We start from the raw sequence: 25,523 nt of genomic DNA on the forward strand, positions 1-25,523 counted from the left end.
GATGAAAGCACCCTGGAATTTCGCTCGATTCTTACCCCTCGCCGGGCGCCTGCTCGCGCGCGGGCGCTTGCCGACGTTGCTGTTTGCCGTCGCCAGCAAAGGCGCCAGCCAAGGCAATCGCCTGGGCAAGGTCAAAGACGATTTGCGCCTGTTGCAGGCGCTGTGCCTGGCCTACTGGCGTGGGGAGTACCGTGCCGTCAGCCCGAAGGCGTTGGTCTCGGTGGTCGCCGGCCTGATGTATTTCCTCAGCCCGGTGGATGCCATCCCGGATTTCATTCCGGTGTTCGGCATGCTCGATGACATCGCGGTGCTGGCCTGGCTGATGAAAGTCCTCGACGACGAACTCAATGCCTTCCGCGCCTGGCGCAGGCGACAGGTGCCGGAGAAGCTGGCGGTGGTCGAACGCCTGCCCGATACCCCGGAGAAACTTCAGCTCCAGGGCCCCCAAAAAATACGGGGTGATTGAAGGATGCAGATCAGCCAACCCGTTTTTGCCGCAACGCAATTCCTCTAGCAGCTGGAGCAGCCTGCATTCGGCTGCGCAGCAGTCGTAATATCTGTATTTATGGTCTTTCTGAAACACTGCGTCGCCTGATTTCACGACTGCTACGCAGCCGAACGCAGGCTTCGCCAACTGCTACCGATCGCGTCTTGGCTTGACTCATTGGCATAAGGGCGACTGAGGATCCAATTTATTGATACCCCCGCGCGACCTTGGCCGCTGTTAGGATTACACTTCTAGGGAAAAGTGCCGACTCGCAAAGTGTCGTTGTCCTACGGGGAAGTCATGGATATTCAGATAATCACACGCGAAGGCGAGCCCGAGTATGCAGTTTTACCGTGGGCTCAGTACCAGGCTCTACTGAAAGCAGCAGGCATCAACGAGAAACCGGCGCCAGACGCGCCAGTGCATCGCACGGCAACACCAGACCAGATTCTTCCAGGTCTGGATCAACTACGCAGTTTGCGCGAAGGGAAGGGCATCGCCATCGAGGCGCTGGCCCGCACGGTAGGCATCAGCCCGTCTTATCTGGCCTTGATCGAAAGTGGCGAGCGTCTGCCCGACGCTGCGATTCGCCGCAGCCTGGCCTGGGAATTGACGGTGCCAGGGTGGAGGGATGAATCGTGAGCGTACGCATCAGTCGTCAACATTGGGACGGGTTGCTGGGTGAACTGGATCAGGCGCGTCGTCAGCGTCATCTTCTGACCTATCGAGCGTTGCTGGAGCGTTTGCAATTGCCCACGCCAGCCATGCAAACCCTGACCGCTGCGCTCGAACATCTGGCTGCTCTGGATGCCAGGGCCGAGCAACCGTTGCGCAGCTCGCTGGTGATCAGCCAGGGCGCCAGTCGTTTGCCGCGCACCGGCTTCTTTGAATGTGTCGAGCGTCTGGGGCGTTTCTCCGGGCCATCTGACGGTGTCGCCGCCGCGTCCTGGCATGCTTCGGAAGTGGTGCGTGTGTTCGAATACGAATACCCCGAATCGGCCGAGGCCTGAGTGTTTTTAAAACTCAAGGCCCGGGCTGGTTACTGGCTGGCCCGCCGGTTGTTTCATTGGTCATGGTTCGTGCGCCAACCGCGCGGCTGGAGCTGGCTCGAAGGCCAGTTCGCGCGCATGGCGAATTTGGGTGACGTCGGTGCCCAGAGCTTCTATGGCCACATCCTGACCTTTCGCGGCGTCGGCCTTGGGGCTCGCGAGGAGGGCGTGCGATTGCTGCGCCTGGCGGCGTTGGCGGGGGATGGCAAGGCGGCGTATCAGGTTGGGGTGATCTGTCTGGCAGGAACGCCGAGCAAGGCGCCGGACCTGGTTGAAGCTGCGCGCTGGTGGGGCATGGCCGTGAAGGCGGGGCATCCATTGGCAGAGCTCAAGTTGAAAGAATTGGCGGCTCGGGGTGAGGGGCAATAACCCCAACCTGTGTTGACTGAGCGGACGCTATCGCGAGCCAGAATATTCAGCGCTGCCCTTCCAGCAATGCATTCTCTGCCCCAGACACCGCCAGACTATCAATCACATGCACGCTATACCCCTGCACATTCTTCGCATGGTGTTTAGCCTGCGATGCCATCTCCGCCAACTGGCTCGCATCGAGTTGTCCACAGGCCTGTGGATGCAAATGCACTACGCCGATCGACAATGACAACAACGGAAACTCCTGTCGCACCCCCTGACGGTTCGGCGCGATAAAGCACCCGGCTTCCAGGTGTTCGCTGCGGTAAAAGCGTCGGCATTGGCTCTGGAAGTCGTCCAGCAACTGGTTCAACCGTTTACGCCAGTCTTCCGGGCCGAGCACCAGCAGGAAGTCGTCACCGCCGATATGGCCGACGAAATCACGGGAAGGGTCGACGCGATCATTCAGGCATTGCGCCAGGCAGAGCAGGACTTCATCCCCTCGGCCGTAGCCGTAAATGTCGTTGAAGGGCTTGAAGCTGTCGATGTCGACATAACAGATCACCGACTCCCGTTCCTGTTGCAGCAAACGTGTCAGGCATTGCTGGATCGGTACGTTGCCGGGCAACAGGGTCAACGGGTTGGCGTAGCGGGCCTGCTGGATTTTCAGCTCGGTAATCAGCTTGAGGACATCCATCACCCGACCCAGTCCCAGATAGCTGCCATTGAGGGTGATGATGAAGTCTTCTTCAATGCGTTGGCGCGCGCGGCTGGTGATCAGGCGGCTGACCTGTTGCAGCGACTGGCTCATTTCCACGGCGAGAAAGTCATCGTTCATCAAGCGACTGATCGGTTTGCGGGCGAACAGGTCGGTGGCAAACGGTTTCAGCAGCGCGTCCGACAGCGAATGCCGGTGAACGATGCCACAGGGGTGGCCTTGATTGTCGAGCACTGCCAGGGAGTTCAGATTGGCCTGGCGGCGGAACGCTTCGAGCACGGTGGCGGTCGGTGTGTCGTGCGCAACGGCCGGTTGGTCGTTGAGCAGGGGGCAGAGGTCGCTGCCTTCGTCATTCAGCGCAACGGCGGTGCTGTCGTGTTTGGGCATCAGGGCGCGAGCATCCCGGGGCGGATGTTCCTGAGGACGGCACAGCAGATAGCCCTGGACCAGATCAACGCCCATCTCGGTCAGCACCGCGAGCTCTTCCTGCAATTCAATGCCTTCGGCAATCACTTGAGCTCGTGAGGCTTTGGCAATCTGCAGGATTGAACCGACAAACTCTCGCTTGAGTGCGTCCTGGTGAATACCGTCGATGAAGTGACGATCAATCTTCACGTAATCCGGGCGCAGCTCCGACCACAACCGCAAGCTGGAATATCCCGCGCCCAGATCATCCAGCGCAATGGAAAATCCCATCGCCCGATAGTGATGCAGCGCGTTTTGCAGCAACTGGAAGTCATCGGTCGGGGTTTGTTCGGTGAGTTCGATCACTACCTGGCTCGGCGGAATGCCGAAATCCTGCAGCAGTTGCAGGGTGCGGCCGGGTTGATGGGCCGCTTCAAGCAGGGATTCCGGGGAGACATTGAGGAACAGTTTGCCCGGCAGTTGCTGTTCGTTGAAACGTCGGCAAGCGCTTTCGCGGCAAGCAATTTCCAGCTCGCTCAAGCGACCGGCCTGGCGGGCCACGGAGAACAATGCGATAGGGGAGTGCAGCGGACTGTTGGACGGGCCGCGGGTGAGGGCTTCATAGCCGACAATGCGTCGCTCGGAGAGGGAAATGATCGGCTGGAACAGGCTGTGCAAGCCGCTTTGAGCCAGAATGGAACTCAAGGCACTCAGCTGTTCTGTCGTGGTCATGGCAATCTCGGGGCGATAAAAAAGGACTGGGAGCAGCCTCTTGTCAGAGGTGCTCCCAGTCCTTTATTTCACGACAGAATGATGACTGTTTGATGACGCTCCGGGGAGCGTCAGCATTAAATTGCCATCATGTTGCGTGTCACCACTTAGTGCTTGGCAACCGCGGTGTTGAGTTTCAGGTAGTCCAGCAGAATCCGACCGGTCTCGCTCAGGTAAGCGTCGTCTTCTGGCTTGGTCTTGTCCGGTTCGGCCGCAAGGGCGTCTTCGTCTTCTTTCTTCAGCTCTTTGAGCGGTTCTTCGCCTTTGGCTTTGCGACGGAGGTTTTCCATCACCAGCTGCTTGGCTTCGATATCGGTGTGCTGCGCCCGACGGTCGGCTTCATTGAGGCTGACGGTTTTTTCTTCCATCAGTTTCTGCGCCAGGGCCAGCTTGTCGCGGATGAACACGAACTCCGCATCCTTGGACGAGCGCGTATCGTGCTCTGACTTGAGCTGCGCCAGGTACGGTTTGAACGGATCTACCGCAGGCTTGATGGCCGCATGGATGGTGTCCCATGGCATGGCTTCAGGCAGGGCGCTTTCGCCGATTTCCTTGGTGTCGATGATCGACGGGTAATCGATGTCCGGCAGCACGCCCTGATGCTGGGTGCTCTGGCCGGAAACCCGGTAGAACTTGGCCAGGGTCAGTTTCAGTTCGCCGTGGTTCAGCGGCTGAATGGTCTGCACGGTGCCTTTACCGAAGGTCTGGCCGCCGATGATCAGCGCACGGTGGTAGTCCTGCATGGCGCCGGCAAAAATCTCCGAAGCCGAGGCGGACAGGCGGTTGACCAGCAACGCCATCGGGCCTTTGTAGAACGCGCCTGGGTTCTCATCTTCCAGCACATCAACCCGGCCATCGGCGTTACGCACGAGAACGGTAGGGCCCTTGTCGATGAACAGACTGGTCAGCTCGGTGGCTTCCTGCAAGGAGCCGCCGCCGTTGTTGCGCAGGTCGATGACCACGCCGTCGACCTTGTCTTTCTGCAACTCGGTCAGCAGTTTCTTGACGTCACGCGTGGTGCTCTTGTAGTCCGGATCGCCGGCACGGAATGCCTTGAAGTCGAGGTAGAAGGCCGGGATCTCGATGACGCCGAGCTTGTAGTCCTTGCCATCCTGTTTCAGGTTGAGGACCGACTTCTTCACGGCCTGATCTTCAAGCTTCACCGCTTCGCGGGTAATCGGCACGATCTTGGTGGTCTGGTCGTTTGGCGCATTGCTGGCCGGAATCACTTCCAGACGCACCACGGTGCCTTTCGGACCGCGGATCAGCTTGACCACTTCGTCCAGGCGCCAGCCGACCACGTCGACCATCTCTTTGTTGCCTTGGGCAACGCCGATGATCTTGTCGGCCGGTGCAACCTGCTTGGTCTTGTCGGCCGGGCCTGCCGGCACCAGACGCACGACTTTCACCTGGTCGTTATCGCTCTGCAACACGGCGCCGATGCCCTCCAGGGACAGGCTCATGTTGATGTCGAAGTTTTCCGCGTTATCTGGCGACAGATAGTTGGTATGCGGGTCGTAGGACATGGCGAAGGTGTTGATGTACGCCTGGAAGATATCTTCCGCACGGGTCTGGTCCAGGCGCGCCAACTGGTTCTTGTAGCGCTTGGTCAGGGTTTCCTGGATCTGCTTGGAATCCTTGCCCGCGATCTTCTGCCGCAGCACTTCGTCCTTGACGCGTTTGCGCCACAGGTCGTCGAGTTCAGCGGTGGACTTGAGCCAAGGGGCGTCCTTGCGATCGATCAGCAAGGTTTCCTTGGTGGTGAAGTCGATCTTGTCGACGCCTTTGTTCAGCTCGGCAAGGGCGAAGTCCAGACGCGCCTTGACGCGGTCCAGGTAGCGCTTGTAGATGGTGAACCCGGCGTTCAGGTCGCCGCTTTTGAGGAAGTCGTCAAACTGGGTTTTCCACTTGTCGAATTCCGCAATGTCGCTGGCCATGAAGTAGCTGCGCGACGGGTCCAGCAGCTTGAGGTAGCTGTCGTAGATGATCACGGAGCGCGCGTCATCGAGCGGCGGCTTGCTGTAGTGGTGGCGCTTGAGCAATTCGACGACGTTCAGACTGGCGATTACTTCGTCACGATCAGGCTGAAGCTTGTCCCAGCTATTGGCTGCAAACGTATTGGTCGATATCGGTAACAGACCGATACCGATGAAAAGGGCTAGGGCGGTGCCAGGGAAAAAATGCTTCATGCTGATTCGACGCGGGGACAATTGATCACGCATATTAGGCCGTCTTTGAAGTCGCCGGATCCACGAGGGCCGGTCGCATAATGCAAGAAAGCCCGGCGCTACAGCTACGGGCTCAGTCCAGACTCACTATGGAGGCACTGTGAAAGCATTGCAAGGCGTTGAAGGTCAAGTGGAGTGGCTTGAAGAGCCCGGTCCTACATGTGATGTAGGACAAGTTCGTATCCGAGTGGCGGCAGCGGGGCTCAATCGCGCCGATTTATTACAGAAAGCGGGCCTCTATCCGCCACCGCCGGGAGCCAGTCACGTACTGGGTCTTGAGTGTTCAGGGGTGATCAGCGAGGTAGGCGCGGGGTCTTCCTGGCAGGTCGGTGATCGAGTTTGCGCCTTGCTGGCCGGGGGCGGGATGGCCGAAGAGGTAGTTGTCGACGGACGGCATGTGTTGCCGGTTCCTGAAGGTTTGTCGCTGGTCGAGGCGGCAGCGCTGCCGGAAGTGTATGCGACCGTCTGGCTGAATGTGTTTCAACTCGCTGCGCTCAAACCGGGTGAGAAAGTTCTTCTGCACGCCGGAGCAAGTGGAATTGGTTCAGCTGCCATTCAGCTGTGCAAGGCGTTTGGCAACCCGTGCTGGGTCAGCGTCGGTTCCACCGAGCGATTGGCTTACTGTGAAGCTCTGGGCGCGCAGGGTGGGGTGGTGCGAAAGGGCGATCTGGACAGTTTGAATGACCTTGGGCCATTCGATGTGATCCTCGACCCGGTGGGCGGTCAGTACGCCGCGTTGAATCTGAAGTTGCTGGCCCCTGATGGTCGTTGGGTGCTGATCGGCCTGATGGGCGGCCGTGAGGCACAGCTGGACCTGGCGCAGGTGCTGGCCAAGCGCGTGCAGCTATTGGGTTCGACCTTGCGCAGCCGCGACGATCAGTTCAAGGCGGATTTGTTCAGTGATTTGAGCCAGCACGTCTGGCCGCTGTTTGCCGAGGGGCGACTGAGCCCGCAGTTGGCCAGGACGTTCCCGATCAAGGATGCCGAAGCGGCGTTTGCCGAGTTGGCGAGCAATACCGTGGCGGGGAAACTGGTGTTGGTGATTGACGAAAGCCTGATCTGACAACACAAAACCTGTGGGAGCGTGGCTTGCCCGCGATTCAGGCGACGCGGTGTATCAGTCAGACCGCGTCATCGTTCATCGCGGGCAAGCCATGCGCCTACAGGCGCAATGCGTTACTTCCAGAGATGGATCGGCCAGCCGGCCGTTTCGGCGTGCTCAAGCAGCACCGGATCCGGGTTCACCACGTGTGGGAAATCCACCTTCAGCAACAACGGCAGATCATTGCGTGAGTCGGAATAAAAACTCGCGCCTTCGAGGTTTTCCTCTTCCGCATCCAGCCATTCCAGCAACCGGGCAATCTTGCCTTCGCGGTAGGTCAGGGTGCCGACGGTCTGACCGCTATAAACGCCGTGCATCACTTCCAGTTCGATGCCGAGAATCTCGTCGATGCCCAGACGGTCGGCAATCGGCTTGACCAGGTGAGTGCCCGAGGCCGAGATCACCAAAATCCTGTCTCCGGCCTTGCGATGGGCGGCGATGGCTTTGGTGGCGTCACTGAAGATGATCGGCTCGATGAAGTCTTCCACCCAGGGCCCGACCAAATGCTCGATCTCTTCCGGTGTGCGCCCGATCATCGGCTCCAGGCTGAAGGTCATGTACTCCTCCATCCGCAGCTTGCCGTGACTGTAGGCGTCCATCAGTTCGTTGTTCTGACGCATGAACGACTCAGGGTCGACCCAGCCCAGGCGGCCCATTTGCTCGCTCCAGAGGGTGGCGCAGTCGCCGTGGATCAGGGTTTCGTCCAGATCAAAAATTGCCAGGGCCATCAGTGCAGTTCTCTCTTCAACATCAGCAAAGGCATCAGGCTACCTCACAGAGGGCCGTCGGATCGATGGAAAGCGCCAGACGCTGACCATCGGGGTGCAGGTCGGCCGCCGAGCGGTTGAGCACATCCACCACCAATTCCACGCCGCGGGCTTCGACCCGGTAGCGAATCACATTACCCAGCAGGCTGTGACTGCGGATTTGCGCGTCGAGTTGGCCGTTGAGGCTCAGCTCGATGGCTTCCGGGCGAATCGCGATGCGGTGGCTGATCGGCCGTTGCAGCAGCTTCGAAGCGCTGTCGGCGTCCAGCAGGTTGTAGTTGCCGATAAAACCGGCGGCAAACACGTCGACTGGCGCGGTATACAGGGTTTCGGCGTCGCCACTCTGTACGATTTTTCCCTGATTCATCAGGAAAATTCGGTCAGACATGGTCAGCGCTTCTTCCTGATCGTGTGTGACGAAGATTGTGGTCAGGCCCAGTTCACGCTGGATCGCACGGATCTGTTCGCGCAAGTGCTTGCGAATCCGCGCGTCCAGGGCCGACAGCGGTTCGTCCAGCAATAATAGCCGTGGCCGGGTGACCAGTGAACGGGCGAGGGCTACACGCTGGCATTGGCCGCCAGAGAGTTGATGCGGATAACGCGAGGCGAAGTCGTTCAGCTCCACCAGTTTCAACACTTCGGCGACACGTTTGTGACTGTCGTCGGCGTTGACCTTTTGCATGCGCAATCCGAAGGCGATGTTCTGCTCCACGGTCATGTTGGGGAACAGTGCGTAGCTCTGGAACACCATGCCGATGCCGCGCTTTTGCGGGCTCATTGGCACCAGGTCGACACCCTCCAGCAGGATCTTGCCGCCATCGACCGAGGTCAGGCCCGCGATGCAGCGCAGCAGCGTGGATTTACCGCAACCGGACGGACCGAGCAGGGTGACGAATTCGCCCTTCTGGATCTCGCAGTTGATGTCGCTGAATACTGTTGTACCCGCGTAATTTTTTTGCAGATGTTGGACGCTGACATAGCTCATTCGCTTTTGTCCTTGTTCAAGATATTGGCCGCCCAGGTCAGAACCAGCACAAAGAAGAAATAGGAAATCACCAGCGCACTGGTGAAGTGGCCGCTGCTGTTACGCATGTTGTTGAGGTAGACCTGCAGGGTTTCGTAGCGGGTGCCGACGAGGATGTTGGCGAACACGAACTCCCCGAACAGGAACGAGAACGACAGCAGCAGCGCCACCATCAAGCCCTTGCGCAGGTTCGGTAGCACCACCAGGAACGCCGCTTGAAAGGTGCTGGCGCCGAGCAGTTGGGCGGCGTCCATCAGGTCGCGCAGGTTGATCGCTTGCAGGTTGTTGGTGATTGCCCGGTACATGAACGGCAGCGCAATGGTGAAGTAGCAACCAATCAGAATCCACGGCGTGCCGACCATCGCGAACGGCCCGGAACCGTAGAGCTGCAACAGCCCCACCGACGACACCACCGGCGGCACCGCAAAGGGCAGCAAGATCAGGATATTCATCAGCGCATCGAGTTTCGGGAAGTGGTAATGCACCACGAACAGCAGCGGCAGAATCAGCACCACCGACAAAATCAATGCGCCGACGCAGACCAGCAGTGACTGGCCAAACGCGTTGAGAAAGCGCGGATCGCTCCACAGCTGGATGTACCACTTGAAGGTAAAGCCGCTGGGCAGGATGGTCGCCGACCAACTGCTGGCAATCGAGTAGATCAACGTCCCGAACAGCGGCAACAACAGAATGGCAAACAGCAGGTACACCACGACGCGGTGGTAGACACCGGCGGGGCCCAGTTCAGCGCGAGACATGGTAGCTCCTCTTCAACAGCAACTGATGCACGATGGTCACCAGGGTCATCAACGCCACCAGCACCACGGCCAGGGCACTGGCGAGGTTCGGGTCGAGGGAAATATCACCGGACACCATCGCCGCGATGCGGATCGGCAGCACGTTGAAGTTGCCGGTGGTCAACGCATACACCGTCGCGTAGGCGCCAAGGGCGTTGGCCAGCAGGATCACGAACGTACCGAGCAGCGCCGGTGTCAGCACCGGCAAACCGATGTGCCGCCAGAACTGCCAGCCGTTGGCACCGAGCAGCTCGGCAGACTCGCGCCAGTCTTCGCGCAGGGCGTCGAAGGCGGGGTAGAGCAGCAACACGCCAAGTGGAATCTGGAAGTACGTATAGAGAATGATCAGCCCGGTCTTCGAGTACAGGTTGAAATCCTGAATGATCCCGGCCTGCTTGAGCATGATGGTGAAGCTGCCGTTGAAGCCCAGCAGGATGATGAAGGCGAAGGCCAGGGGCACGCCGGCAAAGTTGCTGGTCATGTTGGCGAAGGCGTTGACGAAGTTGCGCAGTTTCGAGTCGACCCGGCGCAAGGAGTAAGCGCCGAGCACCGCAATAATGATCCCGAATACACTGGACCAGAAACTGATCTCGAGGCTGTACTGGATCGCCTGCAAGTAGAACTTCGAATTGAAGATTTTGGTGAAGTTGGCCAACCCCCAGCCGAACTCTTCCGATTGCAGGCTGTTGATCATCACCCAGACCAGCGGGGCGATTTCGAACACGATAAAGAACAGGGCGAACGGTACGAGGCACAAGGCTGCCAGCCACTTGCTACGGGTATTGGCATTCACTTGAGCAGCTCCCGGCACACAGGTTTGTCGTGGGCCACGCCCAACAGTTCGCAGACCGTGCCGCAGATTTCAATCTGTTTCGGCGCAGCACTGGCGTTGAAGCTGAACGCGTCACCGAGGACAAACAACGGCACTTCGCGTTCTTCCGACAACAAGCCGTTGTGGGAGCGGTCGTTGTTCATGCCGTGGTCGGCAGTCACCAGCACCTGATAACCGGCGTCGAGCCAGGTGCGCAGGTAATCGGCAAGGATGATATCGGCCGAGCGCGCACTGTTGCGGTATTGCGGGGTGTCGAGACCGTGCTTGTGCCCGGCGTCGTCGATGTTCATCGGGTGGATCAACAGAAAATTCGGCGCATGCCGCAGGCGCAGGCTTTCGGCGTCGGCGAACAGGTGTGAATCCGGGTAGTGGTCGTTCCAGTAGAAGTGACCGTGCTGGATCGGCAAGGCTTCATCGTCGGTGTGACGATCCCGGGCCGCCACGAACGGTGAGCGGTTGTACAGCTCGCTGACCCAGTGATACGCCGCCGCAGCGGTTTTCAGACCGGCGTCCGTGGCGTAGTGATAAATGCTGCGCTGATTGGACAGACGCGAGACGTTGTTGTGAACGATGCCGCTCTCGATGGGCGGGACGCCGGTGAGAATGCATTCATAAAGGGGACGGGACAGGGACGGCAGTTCGCACTCCAGTTTGTAGAGTGCCGCGCGTCCTGCGCCGACGTAGGCCTGCAGGTGCCCCATGGTGTGGCGCGCGACCTCGTAATTGAGGCCGTCGAGCACGACAAGGATGACGTTGTGCTTCATAGGGGCAAAAACTCCGCGAACAGTTATTTCAAATACAAACCCATTCCCCCTTGTAGGAGTGAGCCTGCTCGCGATAGCGGTGGGCCAGTCAACATTGATGCTGAATGCTCAACCGCTATCGCGAGCAGGCTCACTCCTGCATTGGATTTCCGTTGGGTTATCCAATGTAGGGATCTACCGGGTTACTGCATGTTGACGATGACTTCTTCGTTCCACTTCTGAGGAAGGGCTTTGGAGGTCTTTTCCCATGCATCGGCGTCTTTGATCGGCGTGACTTTTTTGTACTGCTCGTTCGGCAGCAGCTTGGCCTTCACGTCTTCTGGCAGTTTGATGTGCTCTGCACGGATCGGGCGCGCGTTGCCTTTTGCCAGGTTGATCTGGCCGGCGTCGCTGAAGATGTATTCGCGGGTCAGCTTGGCGGCGTTCGGGTTTTTCGCGTACTTGTTGATGATGGTGGTGTAGCCGGAGATCACCGAACCATCGGATGGAATCAGCACGACGTAGTCATCCGGATTGGCCATCTTCGCTTTGTAGCTCAGACCGTTGAAGTCCCAGACCACGCCGACTTCGATTTCACCCTTTTCCATGGTGGCAATCGTCGGGTTGGCCATGGACAGGCGACCCTGTTTGGCGATGTCTGCGAACAGCAGCAGGGCCGGTTGCAGGTTTTTCTCGTCGCCGCCATTGGCCAGGGCCGCCGCCAGTACGCCGTTGGCCGCCTGGGCCGCGGTGCTCACGTCACCGATGGACACCTTGTATTTACCGGTCTTGAGGTCTGCCCACTTGGTGGGTGCTTCCGAACCGTGCAGCAGCTTTTTGTTGACGATAAACGCGATGGTACCGGTGTAGGCCAAAGCCCAGTTGCCGTCCTTGTCTTTAGCCCAGTCTGGCACCTGCGCCCAGGTCGTCGGCTTGTACGGTTGCACCACGCCTTGCTTGACCGCGATCGGGCCGAAGGCTGCGCCGACGTCGCCGATGTCAGCGCTGGCGTTGTCTTTTTCAGCGGCGAATTTGGCGATTTCCTGGGCCGAGCTCATGTCGGTGTCGATGTGCTTGAGGCCGTAGGTTTTAGCCAGGTCTTCCCAGGTGCCTTTCCAGTTGGCCCAGTCATCGGGCATGCCGACGCTGTTGACTGCGCCTTCCGCTTTCGCAGCGGCTTCGAGGGTTTTCAAATCATCAGCCGCCATGGCGGCGGTGCACATGGCGATGGTCGAGCCTAACAGTGATGCCAGGAAAAGCTTTTTCATCCGAAGCTCCTTTGGGCGTTTTCAACGCTGCGATTGCGGTTGTGTTGGTCTAGGTCAGCAATACCTGAGCCAATTTAGGCGGGCTCGATGACACTTTCATGTCGGTCGTCGCCCGGCAGCACAATTATTTGCCCGGTATTGGCAGGTGCCCGGTAAGCGTAGACCATGGGCAAAGGCCCGGCACACAAGGGACTTGGCCGATGTATTGCAGGGTTTGAGGCGAACGATCGGATGACCGTTGGGTAGCTTTGTCATCTATCAGTCATCTGCACTGCCTACGCTTGCAGGATGAAAAAAGAGCCGGTTTTCAGCGCGGTTCTGCCCCGAAACAGTGCTGGTCTAGTCCAGATAGGTAACGTTGATGCGTGATGAGGCAACGAAAGCGGTGACAGCCATCGGTCAGGTCCTGCAGGAACAGCTCGACCACGGCCTGTTGGCGCCCGGCAGCAAGCTACCGGCCGAGCGCAAGCTCAGTGAGTTGTTCGGGACCACACGGATTACCGTGCGCGAGGCGTTGTTACAGTTGGAGGCGCAAGGGCAGATTTATCGCGAAGAGCGCCGCGGCTGGTTCGTTTCGCCACCGCGCCTGGCTTACAACCTGATGCAGCGCAGCCATTTTCACGCGATGGTCAGCGCGCAGGGGCGGGTGCCGTCGACCGAGGTGATTTCAGCGCGGTTGCAACCCGCCTCGGCGGCGGTGTGCGCGTGGTTGCAATTGCCGGCGCTGTCGAGCGTGATCCAGATCTGCCGCGCGCGGCGCATTGATGAGCGGCTGGTGTTGTACGTGGAGCACTATTTGAATCCGCAGTATTTTCCGGGGATTCTCGAGTTTGATTTGAATCAGTCGATTACCGAGTTGTACGCACGGCATTACGATTTGCATTACGGGCGGGTGCGGTTCGAAATTGTGCCGACGTCGCTGTCGGTGGATGCGGCAGCGGCGCTGCGGGTGTCGGTGGGTAGCCCGGGGTTGCGGATTGCGCGGGTCAATTATGATCAGCATGAACGGTTGATCGATTGTGACCTGGAGTTTTGGCGGCATGATGCGATTCATGTCGGGGTGGATGTGGTTTAGCTCGCTGAAACCGCTTCGATCCTATCGCGGGCAAGCCCGATCCCACAGAGTTCAATGACTTCCTTGTGGGAGCGGGCTTGCCCGCGATGGCGGCCTTACAAACCCCCATTCTCTCGGGGCTATTTTTCCTTCTGCGCGTCACCCGCCGCCGTAGCCACCTGAACACTCATGCGTGGCATCGCCAGATCCAGCCCCGCCTCATCCAGATGCCGCTTCAGCGACAGGTTGAACGCCCGCGAAACCTCCCACTGCTTGATCGGTGCAGTCTTGAACCGCGCGCGCAGGATCGCATTACCCGACTCGAAACTCTCGACCCCCTGGAACTCCAGCGGCGACCAGATATTGCGCCGTTGCAGCGGGTCGGTGCGCATCTTCTGACCGACTTCGCGCATCAGTTTGATCGCGCTATCAATGTCCATGTCGGACGGCACCGCCACCCGGAAGATCGCGTAGCCGAATTCCCGGGAGTAGTTCTTGATGCTTTTGATTTCGCTGAACGGAATGGTGTGGACGATGCCGTCGATGTCCCGCAGGCGCACGGTGCGGATGGTCAACCCTTCGACGGTGCCCAGGTGGCCGCCGACGTCCACGTAGTCGTCGATGGCCAGGGAGTCTTCGATGATGATGAACAAACCGGTGATCAAGTCCGCGACCAATGACTGCGCACCGAAACCGATGGCCAGACCGATTACACCCGCACCGGCCAGCAGTGGCGTGACGTTCATGCCCATGTTCGCCAGCGCGACGATCAGCGCGACAATGAAAATCGCCACGAACAGCACGTTGCGGATCAGCGGCATCATCGTCTGCGCACGGGCATTGGCCAGGCCTTTGCGTGAGCGGGTGAGTGCGTGGTGCACGGCGGTGTCGCTGAGGATCCAGATCAGCCAGGCGAAAATCAGCGTGCCGGCAAGGCTGAACAGTTTGACGCTGACCTCATGGCCTTCACCTTCGGTGAACGTGATCAGCGACATGCCCCAGACGCGCAGACCGAGCTCAATGAACGCCAGCCACACCAGCAAGTGAGCGAGGGTGTAGAAAAAGTTTTTCAGGCGTTCCGAGTACAGCGCATGGCGCTTCACACCGCGTTGCGGTTTAAGGGCGTGACGGCGGACCAGTCCGTTGATGACCATGCACAACACCAGCAACACGGTGCAGATCAGCGACTGTCGCAGGGCAGTGCTGGTGTCGCCGGCCGAAACGAACGTGGCGAACAGCGAGACGCCCACCAGCACCAGTGCCGGGAGGTACCAATAGGTGCCGAGAATGTCGATGGTGTCGCTGAGGGCGCGGCGGGTCAGGCGCCGGGACAACGGCTGATTGCGGATCAAGTGCGCGATTGGCCGGCGGAACCGCAAGATGAACAACCCGGTAGAAATCGCCGCCAGCACATTGGCCGCCGTCGCCGCCGTATGCGCCAGGTGGCTGCCAAGCCCGGCGACCAGTCGCGGATCGCTCAGCGCTTCACCAAATGCGGCGAAACTGCCGATCAGCCACAACGGCCGAAACGCCTGGTGGCGCAGGATATACAAGGCGCGGTGACGATGCGGACCATCGAGCAGGGAGAACGCGATCACGCAGATCGCCGAGAAGCACGTGCCGACCACCAGCGCGTAAGCCAGCACCATCGCCAGGCTTTTGCCCAGCGACGAGGGCAGGGCGTAGCTCATATAGACCGTGATCACCAGGGCGATCAGCCAGGGCCCGAGCTTGCGCAGGGCGAAGCGCAACATGTCCACGGCCTTGGGGTGTTGCGGCAGTTCTTCGGTCAGGCCAAAGCGCATGCGCACCCGATGACCGACCCAAATCAGCGCCGCTGCCAGCAGGCTCCAGACCATCAGGATCATGGCGAACGCGAAGATGATCGGCAGCCACTCGCTGGCCGGCATGATCAAGGCTGACAGTTCGTCTCTCGCCAGTCCAAACTCTTCAGACCAGCGATTGATCGGGCTGTCGGCCCCGGAGAATTGTTTTTCGAACGAGGCCAGCGTGCCGCCGATCAAGCCGAGCACGCCTTCTTCGGCGGCCGGCTGAGCCTTTTTGGTGGCGTCGCGCAACTTCTTCAGGTCGGCCAGCAGTTTGCTGCGCTGCTGGTCGTTTTCCAGCGACTTGATCACTTCGTCCAGCGATTGCCCCAACGGTTCTTGCGCCTCTGGCTGGGCTTTCGTCGAGCCGCTGAGCAAGCTTGGCAAACCGACTGCCTGGGCAGGCGCCATCGGCAGCAACGTCATGAGGCAGACAAGGAAGAAACACGGCAGGGCGAACAGACGAGCGAGCACTAGGCGGTCAACCTCGGGATGAGCGGATCGACCGAGTGTACGAGCCCGTCTAAATCAATGCGAGTCGGAGGTCGGATTTATTCGTTGAGTTTGGCGAGGATCTTGAAAACCACGGTGCCGAAAATGATCAGCATGCCAATCCACATGGCGAATACACCGGCGTTTTTGTCGCGAAAGTTGAAGCCGATGGCCAGCATGATCATCCCGACGAGGATCGGGATCAGCATGGCGTGAAACGAAGACATCGAGATCATGGAGACTGCCTTGTCTAAAGGAATAATTAAAGTTTAGATGGCTTTGGGTGACCGAGAGTGATGTGAATCAAGCAAAGTACTTCGCGAGCAGGCTCACTCCTACAATTGAAATGCGTTCCAACTGTAGGAGCGAGCCTGCTCGCGAAGCTGTCGGGAATTACGGCAATTCCTGGCAGGCGTAGAACGCGCTCAGCACTTTGACCAGGTGCGCCAGGTCGTGGCTGCCGCACAGTTCACGGATCGAGTGCATGGCGAACGTCGGCAGGCCGATGTCCACGGTGCGCACGCCCAGGTGGCTGGCGGTGATCGGACCGATGGTCGAGCCACAGCCCATGTCGCTGCGCACCACAAAGCTTTGCACGGGCACTTCTTCGGCCATGCACAGATGACGGAAGAAACCGGCGGTTTCGCTGTTGGTGGCGTAGCGCTGGTTGCTGTTGACCTTGATCACCGGGCCGGCGTTGAGTTTCGGGCCGTGGTTGGCGTCATGCTTTTCCGCGTAGTTGGGGTGCACGCCGTGGGCGTTGTCGGCGGAAACCAACAGGGATTTCTGGATGGTGCGCACGAACTCGTCACCTTCAGGCAACAGGCGGCGCAGCGTCTGCTCGAGCATCGGGCCATCAGCGCCGCACGCCGAACAGGAGCCGACTTCTTCGTGGTCGTTGCACACCAGCACGCAGGTTTCGTCGGTTTCTGCAGTCAGCAACGCTTGCAGGCCGGCGTAGCACGACAGCAGGTTGTCCAGGCGCGCACCGGCGATGAAATCACCGTGCAGGCCGATGATCGCAGCGCTTTGGGTGTCGTAGAAACTCAGTTCGTAATCCAGCACGACGTCGGCGTTCAAACCGTGTTCCAGCGCCAACTGGTTGGTGAGCACAGCGCGGAAATCCACGCGCTCGTCACCGGCGAATTGCGCGAGGATCGGCGGCAATTCGGTCTGTGCGTTGATCGCCCAGCCCATGTTGGCTTCACGGTTAAGGTGAATCGCCAGGTTGGGAATGGTCGCGATGGGCGCCTTGAAGTCGATCAACTGGCTCTCGACCTTGCCATCTCGGCGGAAGGTCACGCGGCCGGCGAGGGACAAGTCACGGTCGAACCACGGCGCCAGCAATGCACCGCCGTAGACTTCGACGCCCAATTGCCAGAAACCCTGGCGCTGCAGTTCAGGCTGGGGCTTGACCCGCAGGCACGGGCTGTCTGTGTGCGCGCCCACCAGGCGAATACCGCCATGCAGCGGCGAATGACGGCCCATCTTGATCGCGACGATGGAGGAGTCGTTACGGGTGACGTAGTAACGGCCATTGGCTTCGGTGGTCCAGGGCTCGCGCTCATCGAGTCGCACGAAACCGGCCGCTTCCAGGCGCTGGACGAGGCTGGCAGTGGCATGGAACGGGGTAGGGGAGGCCTTGAGGAAGTCGATCAGGCCTTGGTTCAACTCTTCGCGCATAAGAAGCTCCAGACAGCAATGGCGCCAGTTTAACGTATTGGTCGGAGAATTGGCGGTGACTGATGTTGGGGTAGGCTCCGATATTGGATTTGTCGGAGAACCCTGTGGGAGCGGGCTTGCCCGTTCCCACAGGTTTTGCGCTCAATCACTTAGAACGGTGCAGGGCACTCGAAACGCAAGCGTTCACCGGTTTGCGGGTGGGTGAAGCTGAGCATGCTGGCGTGCAGACACAGGCGCGGCCAGGCGGCCAGGGCCTGCTCGTGGGCGTAGAGCCCGTCACCCAGCAGCGGGTGGCCGATGGAAAGCATGTGTACGCGCAGTTGGTGCGAGCGGCCGGTGATCGGCGTCAGCTCGACACGGCACCAGTCGCCACAGCGTTCCAGCACACGCCAGAACGTCAGGGCATGCTTGCCGAATTCGTGGTCGACCACATGGCGTGGCTTGGTCGGCGGGTCATAGCGCAAGGGCAGGTCGATGCTGCCGCTGTCCAGTTCCGGCTGACCCCAGCACAGCGCTGTGTAGGCTTTTTCGGTTTCGCGGTCGTGAAATTGCCGAGATAACTCGCGATGAGTGTCCGGGTCTCGGGCGAGAAGAATGATGCCGGAGGTTTCCCAGTCCAGGCGATGGACGATTCGCGCTTCCGGGTAGCCGTTTTCTTGCAGGCGGGTAATCAGGCAGTCCTTGTTGTCATCGGCCCGGCCAGGGACGGAGAGCAACAGGGTCGGTTTGTTCACCACCAGTACGGCGGCGTCCTGATGAAGGATGTGGACATTGGACAACGGCATTAAAACAGCCTCGTAACAAACGCCAACGGCGGCTCAAGTCCCTTCCAGTGTTAGAAGGGCCCTGAGCCGCCGTGGCTCCGACCGGATCGATTAACGATCCGGCAGGGTGATATTGAGTTCCAGAATCGAGCAGCTGCCCTGGTTTTCCAGAGCGACGTGCACGTCATCGGACCCGATATTGACGTACTTGCGGATCACTTCAACCAGTTCCTTCTGCAAGGCTGGCAGGTAGTCCGGCGTACTGCGTTGGCCGCGTTCATGCGCCACGATGATCTGTAGACGCTCTTTCGCTACCGATGCGGTACTTGGCTTCTTGTTGGCACGAAAGAAGTCAAAAATGTTCATTACCTACCTCCAAACAGGCGCTCGAAGAATCCCTTCTTCGTGACATCGAGGAAACGATGTTCCTTTTCTTTGCCCAGGAGGCGATCAACCGTATCGCTATAGGCCTGGCCCGCGTCGCTTTGGTCGTCGAGAATCACTGGCACACCCTGGTTGGAGGCTTTGAGGACCGCCTGGGATTCCGGGATCACGCCGAGCAATTTGATCGAGAGGATTTCCTTGACGTCTTCAACGCTGAGCATCTCGCCTTTCTCGACCCGCTCCGGGTGGTAGCGGGTAATCAGCAGGTGTTCCTTGATCTGCTCTTCGCCACGTTCGGCGCGACGGGATTTGCTGGCCAGCAGGCCCAGCATACGGTCCGAGTCACGTACCGAGGACACTTCCGGGTTGGTCACGACAATCGCTTCATCAGCGAAGTACATGGCCAGGTGGGCGCCTTTCTCGATGCCGGCCGGAGAGTCGCAGACCACGAATTCGAAGTCTTCTTTCAACGCCATCAGGACTCTTTCCACGCCTTCCACCGTCAGCGCGTCTTTGTCGCGGGTCTGGCTGGCGGCCAGGACGTAGAGGTTTTCCAGGCGCTTGTCTTTGATCAGGGCCTGTTGCAGGTTGGCTTCGCCGTTTACCACGTTGACGAAGTCATACACCACGCGACGCTCGCAACCCATGATCAGGTCGAGGTTACGCAGGCCGACGTCGAAGTCGACGATCACTGTTTTGTGACCACGCAGAGCGAGGCCGGTACCGATAGCGGCGCTGGTGGTGGTCTTACCCACACCACCCTTGCCGGATGTAACCACGAGAATCTTGGCCAAGGTGTTTCACCCCTAAGGAAAAAGGACTTTTAGCCCCTGAAAAACATCTCTTGAAAAACTACTGCAGTCGGACAGCCTTGGCTGGAATCCGGTCCTGGGCGGGGCTTACCTCCGGTAAACACTGCTTTTGGCCGTTTTCCTACTTCGTTTGAGCCGTTTTCGCTACGTTTTAGAGATGCTTGGAAAATGCGGCAGTATCCGTTAAAGCCGAATGATGTTCAACACGTCGCCGGACAGGCTGACTTGTACACCCGCGCCCCACAACGGGTCGCGACGCAGATCCTCGGAGACCTTGTAGTGGCCTGCGATGGACACCAGTTCAGCGCTCATTTGCTGACAGAAAATCCTGGCTTTCGTGTCGCCCTTGACGCCGGCCAGCACTCGACCGCGCATCGGGCCGTATACATGGATGTTCCCATCGGCGAGAAGTTCCGCGCCCGGGCTGACCGAGGAGATCACCACCAAATCGCAACCCTGGGCATAAATCTGCTGGCCACCCCGTACTGGCGACGTAATGATTTTCGTCGGTTTGATGGTCGGTTCCGGCGGTTTTTCCGGTTTTTTCTTCACCTGGCCTTCGAGAGGATCCAGCGCACGCTCACGGGCGCCGGACGGCGGCAGCACCGGCAGATCGACGGCAATGGCGGCCGCGATGTCTTCGATGCGGCTGGCGCGGATGGCCAGGGTGCGCAAGCCATGCTGGCGACAGACGCGCATCAGCCCCGGCAAATCCACCGAGCCTTCGCTGGCCGGGAGCTTGTCCAGGGCCAGCACCAGCGGGGCATTGCTGAAAAAGTTAGGCGCCTGTGCGACCTTGGCGGCCAATTGCCGATCAAGGTTCTCGAGGTCGTTGCGGGCCAGTTCCAGCACCGTAATGGCGAGCATGCTGCCCTTCAACTGGAACACGGGATCCTGGTCTTGCGGTTCGGTTTGGCTCATGGTCGGCATACAACGGCTTGTCACTAAAAGTGCCGAGACTTATAACGAGAACGCCCGCAAGCCGCAAGCCGGGTCGAACGATGTAGAATGCGCGGCCATTGTCTTTCCGGAACCTTTAATGGATCGCCCGCGTTTTCGAAAAACATTTCTAATGCCGCGTTTCTGGCCGCTGTGGTGTGGCTTGGGGCTGTTGTGGCTGATTGTTCAGTTGCCGTATCCGGCGTTGCTGTTCATCGGTCGCCTGCTCGGTGCCTTGATGTATCGGGTGGCCGGCGACCGACGGCGCATCGCCAAACGCAACCTTGAGCTGTGTTTCCCTGAAAAGTCGGCTGCCGAGCGCAAGCGCTTGCTCAAGGAAAACTTTGCCTCCACCGGCATCGCCTTCTTCGAAATGGCCATGAGCTGGTGGTGGTCGCGTCAGCGCCTGGCCAGACTGGCCCATGTCGAAGGCCTGGAACACCTGAAAAAGGCCCAGCACGACGGCAAGGGCGTGATCCTGATGGCGTTGCATTTCACTACGCTGGAAATCGGCGCGGCACTGTTGGGGCAGCAGCACACCATCGACGGCATGTACCGTGAGCACAAGAACCCGCTGTTCGACTACGTCCAGCGCCGGGGGCGCGAACGGCACAACCTCGATTCGCTGGCGGTCGAGCGCGACGATGTGCGCGGCATGCTCAAGCTGCTGCGCGCCGGCCGCGCGATCTGGTACGCACCGGATCAGGACTACGGCGCCAAGCAAAGTATTTTCGTGCCGCTGTTCGGCATTCAGGCGGCTACCGTGACCGCTACCAGCAAATTTGCGCGGCTGGGCAAGGCGTTGGTGGTGCCGTTCACTCAGGAGCGCCTGGCGGACGGCAGTGGCTATCGACTGGTGATCCATGCACCGCTCGAAGGTTTCCCCGGCGAGACCGAAGAGGCCGATTGCATCCGCATCAATCAGTGGGTCGAAGGTGCCTTGCGTGAATGTCCGGAGCAATACCTCTGGGCCCATCGCCGCTTCAAGAGCCGGCCACCCGGCGAGCCCAAGTTGTACAAAAAACGCGGTTGACCCCTTTAAGCGCCATGGAGTGTTGCGATGAGTCCTGCTGAACCGGTTACAGGGTTGATTCTTTCCGGCGGCGGGGCTCGAGCGGCGTATCAGGTGGGCGTGCTGGCGGCGATTGCCGAGTTGCTGCCGATGGGCGCGGCGAACCCGTTTCCCGTGATCGTCGGTACTTCGGCCGGGGCGATCAACGCGGTCAGCCTCGCCAGTGGCGCGATGGATTTTCGTGGCGCCATCGAGCGTTTGACCGCGTTCTGGCAGGGCTTTCGCAGCCATCTGGTGTTGCGCAGTGACTGGCCCGGCGTCATCCATCAGGCCAGCCGGTTTGTCAGTCACAGTTTGCTCGGGCTGGGCGCTCATGTGCCGGTGGCGTTGCTCAACAGTTCGCCGCTGCGCGGTTTACTCAATGACAAACTGAACATGGCCGGCATTGCCGAATCCATTGCCCACAAGCAATTACAGGCGGTCGCGGTGACGGCGTTCGGCTACGAGTCCGGTCAGGCGGTCACTTTCTATCAGGGCGGCGGCACCATCGATTCGTGGCTGCGCCATCGCCGCATCGGCGTTCCGACTCAATTGAGCGTCGAGCATTTGCTGGCCAGTTCGGCCATTCCGTTGTTGTTCGCCCCGGTGAAAATTGGCGAGGAATACTTCGGCGACGGTGCGGTGCGCCAATCCGCGCCGATCAGCCCGGCCCTGCACCTGGGCGCCAGTCGCGTGCTGGTGGTGGGTGTCAGCGGCAACCCGCGTGGTGTCGACCCGCAGCAGCCGCTGCAACGCGCCTACACCGGGCAACAGCCGACGCTGGCGCAGATCGGTGGGCACCTGCTCAACAGTACATTCATTGACAGCCTGGAAAGCGATATCGAGTTGTTGCAGCGTCTGAACCAGTTCAGCCACTTGATGCCCGCGGGTACGCCGACCCGTGCGCTGGGCGTGGCGCCGGTGGAGGTGTTGGTGATTTCGCCGAGTCAGCCGATCGATGAGATTGCGGCGCGGCATCGGCAGGAATTGCCGGCAGCGTTGCGCCTGTTTCTGCGTGGGCCGGGGGCAACGAAGACGAGCGGGGCGGGGGTGTTGAGTTACCTGCTGTTCGAGGCGGGGTATTGCAGCGAATTGATCGATCTGGGGCGGCGGGATGCGTTGGCCAAGCGTGAAGAGCTTTGCCGGTTTCTCGGGTTGGCGGAGTCTGTGGTTACAGCTTGAGATTGGCGGTGCGGCTATCGCGGGCAAGCCACGCTCCCACAGGGTTTTGTGTCGTTTACATCATTTGAGAACGACCTGAAACCCTGTGGGAGCGTGGCTTGCCCGCGATGGCGTCCTTGCAGACGCCACTTACAGCCGGATCAGAAGTGAACCTTGACCAGCAAGCTGGTCGCGCTCTGATCGGTCTTGAAGCCCTGGCTGTCTTCGATACCGTATTTGTTTTTCCAGTAGTCATACTCGACGCCGACGTACAACTGCTTCTCGCCCAGCTTCAGTGCCTTGCCCAGGTCATATTTGATCTGTGGGTTGAAGTGCAGGTTGGCGTGGTACTGACCTTCCTTGTTCACGTCGTTGTCGACCACCCAGTCCATGAACCCGTCGATCACGACGTCCGAGCTGCCCATCGGGATGGTGTAGGACCAGACCGGAGTGATCTGCCAGACGTTGTCACCCGCGCGGCCGCCTTCGGTGTGACGGTTGTAGAAGTTCAACTGGAAGTAGTCGAAGCCCGGGATGGACAGGTCGAAACCCGGACCGATCAGGTACGACTCGGTGTCGTCTTCGCCGAACTCATAGGTCATCGCCAGCAGGACGTCCTTGATCGGGCCGAACTCCAGCTTCTGGTCGAAAATCTTGCCGAACGACAAACGCGGGCTGAATTCACCGTAGTGGGTGTTCTTCCCCGCGAAGGCGTCTTCCTTGCCGTTGTAGAAGATTTTGTCGATGAAGAAGAAGTTGTCGCCGTACTTCCAGCCATCGGCGTGCTCGAAGGTCACTGTCTGCTGGATGTTCGGGTTGACCTGGAAATCCTTACCGTACAGGTAAGTCAGGCTGTTGGTCTGCCATTGCAGCAGGTCGCCGGCCATGGCCTGGCCGCCGGCCAGTAAAGATCCCGCGAGCATCAGGCTGGTGCACGTACGTTTCATTCGGTTGCTCCCAAAAAGTAGGTGGTTCCACGTTATTTTTTTAAGATCGGCGCTCTGGTGTGGCGCCTGTTTCTGTAGCGGTAAAAAATCATCCAATCGGTCAGCTTTAATGCTGTTAGCAAGAGCTGCGCCAAGGCTTTCAAAAAGCAAAAAAACGCCCGCTCGGCTGCTCAAAAACAGTCGATTGAGAGGGGGTGTGGAGTGCCTTGGTACCGTCCAGAGCCGGGATAAACTGGCTTTCTGGTCAGGAATTAAATCCGGGCTTTTTTTTAAAGCGGATTCAGGCGGCCGCGGAGAATACTGACTACTCGGCCAGGTCTCAAGTGCCCCGCAACAGCGCACCGACGACAGGTGTGGGGCACGGTTGGCGGAGGTTGGTCGCTCGTCGCAAAACGAGCGGCTTGAGTCGTTAAAAACCATCTGTTGCTTCCTCTTGTTTTTATTGTTGAGGCGCAGGCAGCCATGGGCTGCCAGAAGGCAGCCCTGTTCATGGGGGTTGATCAGTGCGTGTGTGCGGTGCAGTCGTTCATGGCCGCGCGCTCGGCGCCACCCAGAATGTTGAACAGCAGGTTCAGCGTCAGGGCGCTGATCGTGGCCATGGCGATACCGCTGTGGGTAATCGGGCTCATCCATACCGGCAGGTGGGCAAAGAACTCGGGGCGCACCACCGGGATCAACCCCATGCCGATGCTGACGGCCACCAACAGTTGATTCCGCCGATCACCGATGTCGGCTTCCTGAAGAATCTTGATCCCGGTCGCGGCAACCATGCCGAACATCGCAATCGCCGCACCGCCGAGGACCGCTGGCGGAATCGACGCCACCAGGAAGGCGGCTTTGGGCAGCAGGCTCAAGACGATCAACAAGCCACCGGCGACGATGGTCACCGAACGGCAGCGCACGCCGGTCATCTGCACCAGGCCGATGTTCTGCGCGAAAGAGGAGTGGGTGAAGGTGTTGAAGAACCCGGCGAAGAACGAGGCGCCGGCATCACACAGCAAGCCGCGACGCAGCATCCGTGGGCAGACTTCCTGGCCGGTAATCTTGCCAAGGGCGAGGAACATCCCGGTGGACTCGACAAAGATGATCACCACCACCAGGCACATCGACAAAATCGGCGCGAGTTCAAACCTGGGCATGCCGAAATGCAGCGGGGTGACGAATTGCAGCCACGGCGCTTGCGCCATGCCGCTGAGGTCGACCATGCCGATCAGGCCGCAGAGCACGTAGCCCAGGCACATGCCGATCAGCACTGAAATATTGACCCAGAACCCGCGCATGAAACGGTGCACCAGCAAAATGGTGCCCAGCACCAGCGCGGCAATGGTCAGGTAAATAGGTGAACCGAATTGTGTGGCGCCCGCACCGCCACCAGCCCAATTGACGGCCACGGGGAACAGCGACAAACCGATGGAGGTGATGACCGTGCCGGTCACCAGAGGCGGGAAGAAGCGCACGACTTTGGACATGAACGGCGCGATGATCATGCCGAAGAACCCCGCGGCGATGGTCGCGCCGAAGATCCCTTGCAGACCGATCCCGGGCATGCCGGCCATGGCGACCATGCTGCCGACGGCGGCGAAACTGGCGCCCATCATCACCGGCATGCGGATGCCCATCGGGCCGATGCCCAGCGATTGCACGATGGTCGCGATCCCGGCCACCAGCAAGTCGGCGTTAATCAGAAAGGCGATTTCTTCACGACTCAGGCCTGCGGCCTGTCCGATGATCAGCGGCACCGCGATGGCGCCGCCGTACATCAGCAAAACATGTTGCAGACCGACCAGGATCAGCTGCAAAAGGGGCAAACGCTGAATGGCGGGTGCGTCGGGGATGCGCGCTTCGGATAGCTCGGACATGCAACACCT

The 25,523-nt window shown here is 59.6% G+C and carries 25 protein-coding genes; 8 read left to right on the plus strand and 17 right to left on the minus strand.

Going from position 1 to position 25,523, the window contains the following annotated elements; all coding sequences use genetic code 11:
• Position 1: 1 nt before the first annotated feature.
• The 4 genes from D882_RS0106415 (at position 2) to D882_RS0106430 (ending at position 1,905) form a co-directional block, all read left to right on the plus strand.
• Complete coding sequence (locus tag D882_RS0106415; RefSeq protein ID WP_027922466.1) at positions 2 to 466, plus strand: YkvA family protein; 465 nt, start codon at positions 2 to 4, stop codon at positions 464 to 466.
• A 321-nt stretch (positions 467 to 787) separates the two neighbouring features.
• Entirely contained in the window at positions 788 to 1,129 is a 342-nt protein-coding gene (locus D882_RS0106420) for a helix-turn-helix domain-containing protein (RefSeq protein ID WP_027922467.1), read from the plus strand.
• Entirely contained in the window at positions 1,126 to 1,497 is a 372-nt protein-coding gene (locus D882_RS0106425) for a hypothetical protein (protein ID WP_007898892.1), read from the plus strand. The genes D882_RS0106420 and D882_RS0106425 overlap by 4 nt, the downstream gene beginning before the upstream one ends.
• A complete protein-coding gene (locus D882_RS0106430; RefSeq protein ID WP_027922468.1) occupies positions 1,498 to 1,905 on the plus strand; it encodes a sel1 repeat family protein in 408 nt (135 codons plus the stop codon).
• A 46-nt stretch (positions 1,906 to 1,951) separates the two neighbouring features.
• On the opposite strand, the gene D882_RS0106435 is transcribed toward D882_RS0106430, so the two are convergent.
• Together D882_RS0106435 and D882_RS0106440 are read right to left on the minus strand one after the other, a co-directional pair.
• Positions 1,952 to 3,742: a bifunctional diguanylate cyclase/phosphodiesterase gene (locus D882_RS0106435; RefSeq protein WP_027922469.1), complete on the minus strand. Its 1,791-nt coding sequence runs from the start codon at positions 3,740 to 3,742 to the stop codon at positions 1,952 to 1,954.
• A gap of 146 nt (positions 3,743 to 3,888) precedes the next feature.
• Entirely contained in the window at positions 3,889 to 5,970 is a 2,082-nt protein-coding gene (locus tag D882_RS0106440; protein WP_177327594.1) for a carboxy terminal-processing peptidase, read from the minus strand.
• Between the two features lie 139 nt (positions 5,971 to 6,109).
• Between D882_RS0106440 and D882_RS0106445 the strand changes: the two genes are divergently transcribed.
• On the plus strand, positions 6,110 to 7,072 hold the full coding sequence (locus tag D882_RS0106445; protein WP_027922471.1) for a zinc-binding dehydrogenase: 963 nt from the start codon (positions 6,110 to 6,112) through the stop codon (positions 7,070 to 7,072).
• 113 nt (positions 7,073 to 7,185) lie between these two features.
• On the opposite strand, the gene D882_RS0106450 is transcribed toward D882_RS0106445, so the two are convergent.
• The 6 genes from D882_RS0106450 to D882_RS0106475 form a co-directional block, all read right to left on the minus strand.
• Positions 7,186 to 7,839 (minus strand): HAD family phosphatase, encoded by a 654-nt coding sequence (locus D882_RS0106450; RefSeq protein ID WP_027922472.1) that lies wholly within the window; start codon positions 7,837 to 7,839, stop codon positions 7,186 to 7,188.
• 34 nt (positions 7,840 to 7,873) lie between these two features.
• The gene (locus tag D882_RS0106455) at positions 7,874 to 8,863 is read right to left on the minus strand and encodes an ABC transporter ATP-binding protein (RefSeq protein WP_027922473.1); all 990 of its coding nucleotides are present in this window, start codon (positions 8,861 to 8,863) and stop codon (positions 7,874 to 7,876) included.
• Positions 8,860 to 9,660: an ABC transporter permease gene (locus D882_RS0106460; RefSeq protein WP_027922474.1), complete on the minus strand. Its 801-nt coding sequence runs from the start codon at positions 9,658 to 9,660 to the stop codon at positions 8,860 to 8,862. The genes D882_RS0106455 and D882_RS0106460 overlap by 4 nt, the downstream gene beginning before the upstream one ends.
• Positions 9,647 to 10,492, minus strand: a complete 846-nt coding sequence (locus D882_RS0106465; RefSeq protein WP_027922475.1) for an ABC transporter permease subunit — start codon at positions 10,490 to 10,492, stop codon at positions 9,647 to 9,649. The genes D882_RS0106460 and D882_RS0106465 overlap by 14 nt, the downstream gene beginning before the upstream one ends.
• A complete protein-coding gene (locus D882_RS0106470) occupies positions 10,489 to 11,295 on the minus strand; it encodes an alkaline phosphatase family protein (protein ID WP_027922476.1) in 807 nt (268 codons plus the stop codon). The genes D882_RS0106465 and D882_RS0106470 overlap by 4 nt, the downstream gene beginning before the upstream one ends.
• 182 nt (positions 11,296 to 11,477) lie before the next feature.
• Entirely contained in the window at positions 11,478 to 12,542 is a 1,065-nt protein-coding gene (locus D882_RS0106475) for an ABC transporter substrate-binding protein (protein ID WP_027922477.1), read from the minus strand.
• Between the two features lie 361 nt (positions 12,543 to 12,903).
• On the opposite strand from D882_RS0106475, the gene D882_RS0106480 reads away from it, so the two are divergent.
• Positions 12,904 to 13,617 (plus strand): UTRA domain-containing protein, encoded by a 714-nt coding sequence (locus D882_RS0106480; RefSeq protein WP_027922478.1) that lies wholly within the window; start codon positions 12,904 to 12,906, stop codon positions 13,615 to 13,617.
• 119 nt (positions 13,618 to 13,736) lie between these two features.
• Here the strand turns inward: D882_RS0106480 and D882_RS0106485 are convergent, their stop codons facing one another.
• The 7 genes from D882_RS0106485 to minC all read right to left on the minus strand — a co-directional run bounded on the left by D882_RS0106485 (position 13,737) and on the right by minC (position 20,478).
• A complete protein-coding gene (locus D882_RS0106485; protein WP_027922479.1) occupies positions 13,737 to 15,896 on the minus strand; it encodes a mechanosensitive ion channel family protein in 2,160 nt (719 codons plus the stop codon).
• A 77-nt stretch (positions 15,897 to 15,973) separates the two neighbouring features.
• Entirely contained in the window at positions 15,974 to 16,150 is a 177-nt protein-coding gene (locus tag D882_RS1000000132850; protein WP_172825912.1) for a hypothetical protein, read from the minus strand.
• A gap of 157 nt (positions 16,151 to 16,307) precedes the next feature.
• Complete coding sequence (locus D882_RS0106495; RefSeq protein ID WP_027922480.1) at positions 16,308 to 17,597, minus strand: M18 family aminopeptidase; 1,290 nt, start codon at positions 17,595 to 17,597, stop codon at positions 16,308 to 16,310.
• Between the two features lie 149 nt (positions 17,598 to 17,746).
• Positions 17,747 to 18,382: an RluA family pseudouridine synthase gene (locus D882_RS0106500; protein ID WP_027922481.1), complete on the minus strand. Its 636-nt coding sequence runs from the start codon at positions 18,380 to 18,382 to the stop codon at positions 17,747 to 17,749.
• A 90-nt stretch (positions 18,383 to 18,472) separates the two neighbouring features.
• Positions 18,473 to 18,727, minus strand: coding sequence for a cell division topological specificity factor MinE (minE, locus tag D882_RS0106505; protein ID WP_007944431.1), 255 nt, complete (start codon positions 18,725 to 18,727; stop codon positions 18,473 to 18,475).
• Positions 18,727 to 19,539 carry a septum site-determining protein MinD gene (minD, locus tag D882_RS0106510; RefSeq protein WP_027922482.1) on the minus strand — a complete coding sequence of 271 codons (813 nt, stop codon included), beginning with the start codon at positions 19,537 to 19,539 and terminating at the stop codon, positions 18,727 to 18,729. The genes minE and minD overlap by 1 nt, the downstream gene beginning before the upstream one ends.
• Positions 19,540 to 19,740: 201 nt before the next feature.
• Complete coding sequence (gene minC, locus D882_RS0106515; protein ID WP_027922483.1) at positions 19,741 to 20,478, minus strand: septum site-determining protein MinC; 738 nt, start codon at positions 20,476 to 20,478, stop codon at positions 19,741 to 19,743.
• A 118-nt stretch (positions 20,479 to 20,596) separates the two neighbouring features.
• On the opposite strand from minC, the gene D882_RS0106520 reads away from it, so the two are divergent.
• Together D882_RS0106520 and D882_RS0106525 are read left to right on the plus strand one after the other, a co-directional pair.
• Positions 20,597 to 21,529, plus strand: a complete 933-nt coding sequence (locus D882_RS0106520) for a lipid A biosynthesis lauroyl acyltransferase (protein ID WP_027922484.1) — start codon at positions 20,597 to 20,599, stop codon at positions 21,527 to 21,529.
• Positions 21,530 to 21,556: 27 nt separating this feature from the next.
• Positions 21,557 to 22,729: a patatin-like phospholipase family protein gene (locus tag D882_RS0106525; protein WP_027922485.1), complete on the plus strand. Its 1,173-nt coding sequence runs from the start codon at positions 21,557 to 21,559 to the stop codon at positions 22,727 to 22,729.
• A gap of 140 nt (positions 22,730 to 22,869) precedes the next feature.
• On the opposite strand, the gene D882_RS0106530 is transcribed toward D882_RS0106525, so the two are convergent.
• Together D882_RS0106530 and D882_RS0106535 are read right to left on the minus strand one after the other, a co-directional pair.
• Positions 22,870 to 23,655 carry an outer membrane protein OmpK gene (locus tag D882_RS0106530; RefSeq protein WP_027922486.1) on the minus strand — a complete coding sequence of 262 codons (786 nt, stop codon included), beginning with the start codon at positions 23,653 to 23,655 and terminating at the stop codon, positions 22,870 to 22,872.
• A gap of 500 nt (positions 23,656 to 24,155) precedes the next feature.
• Positions 24,156 to 25,514, minus strand: a complete 1,359-nt coding sequence (locus tag D882_RS0106535) for a nucleobase:cation symporter-2 family protein (RefSeq protein WP_027922487.1) — start codon at positions 25,512 to 25,514, stop codon at positions 24,156 to 24,158.
• Positions 25,515 to 25,523 lie beyond the last annotated feature (9 nt).

This window comes from Pseudomonas sp. URMO17WK12:I12, assembly GCF_000514395.1.
Classification (GTDB): Bacteria; Pseudomonadota; Gammaproteobacteria; order Pseudomonadales; family Pseudomonadaceae; genus Aquipseudomonas; species Aquipseudomonas mucoides.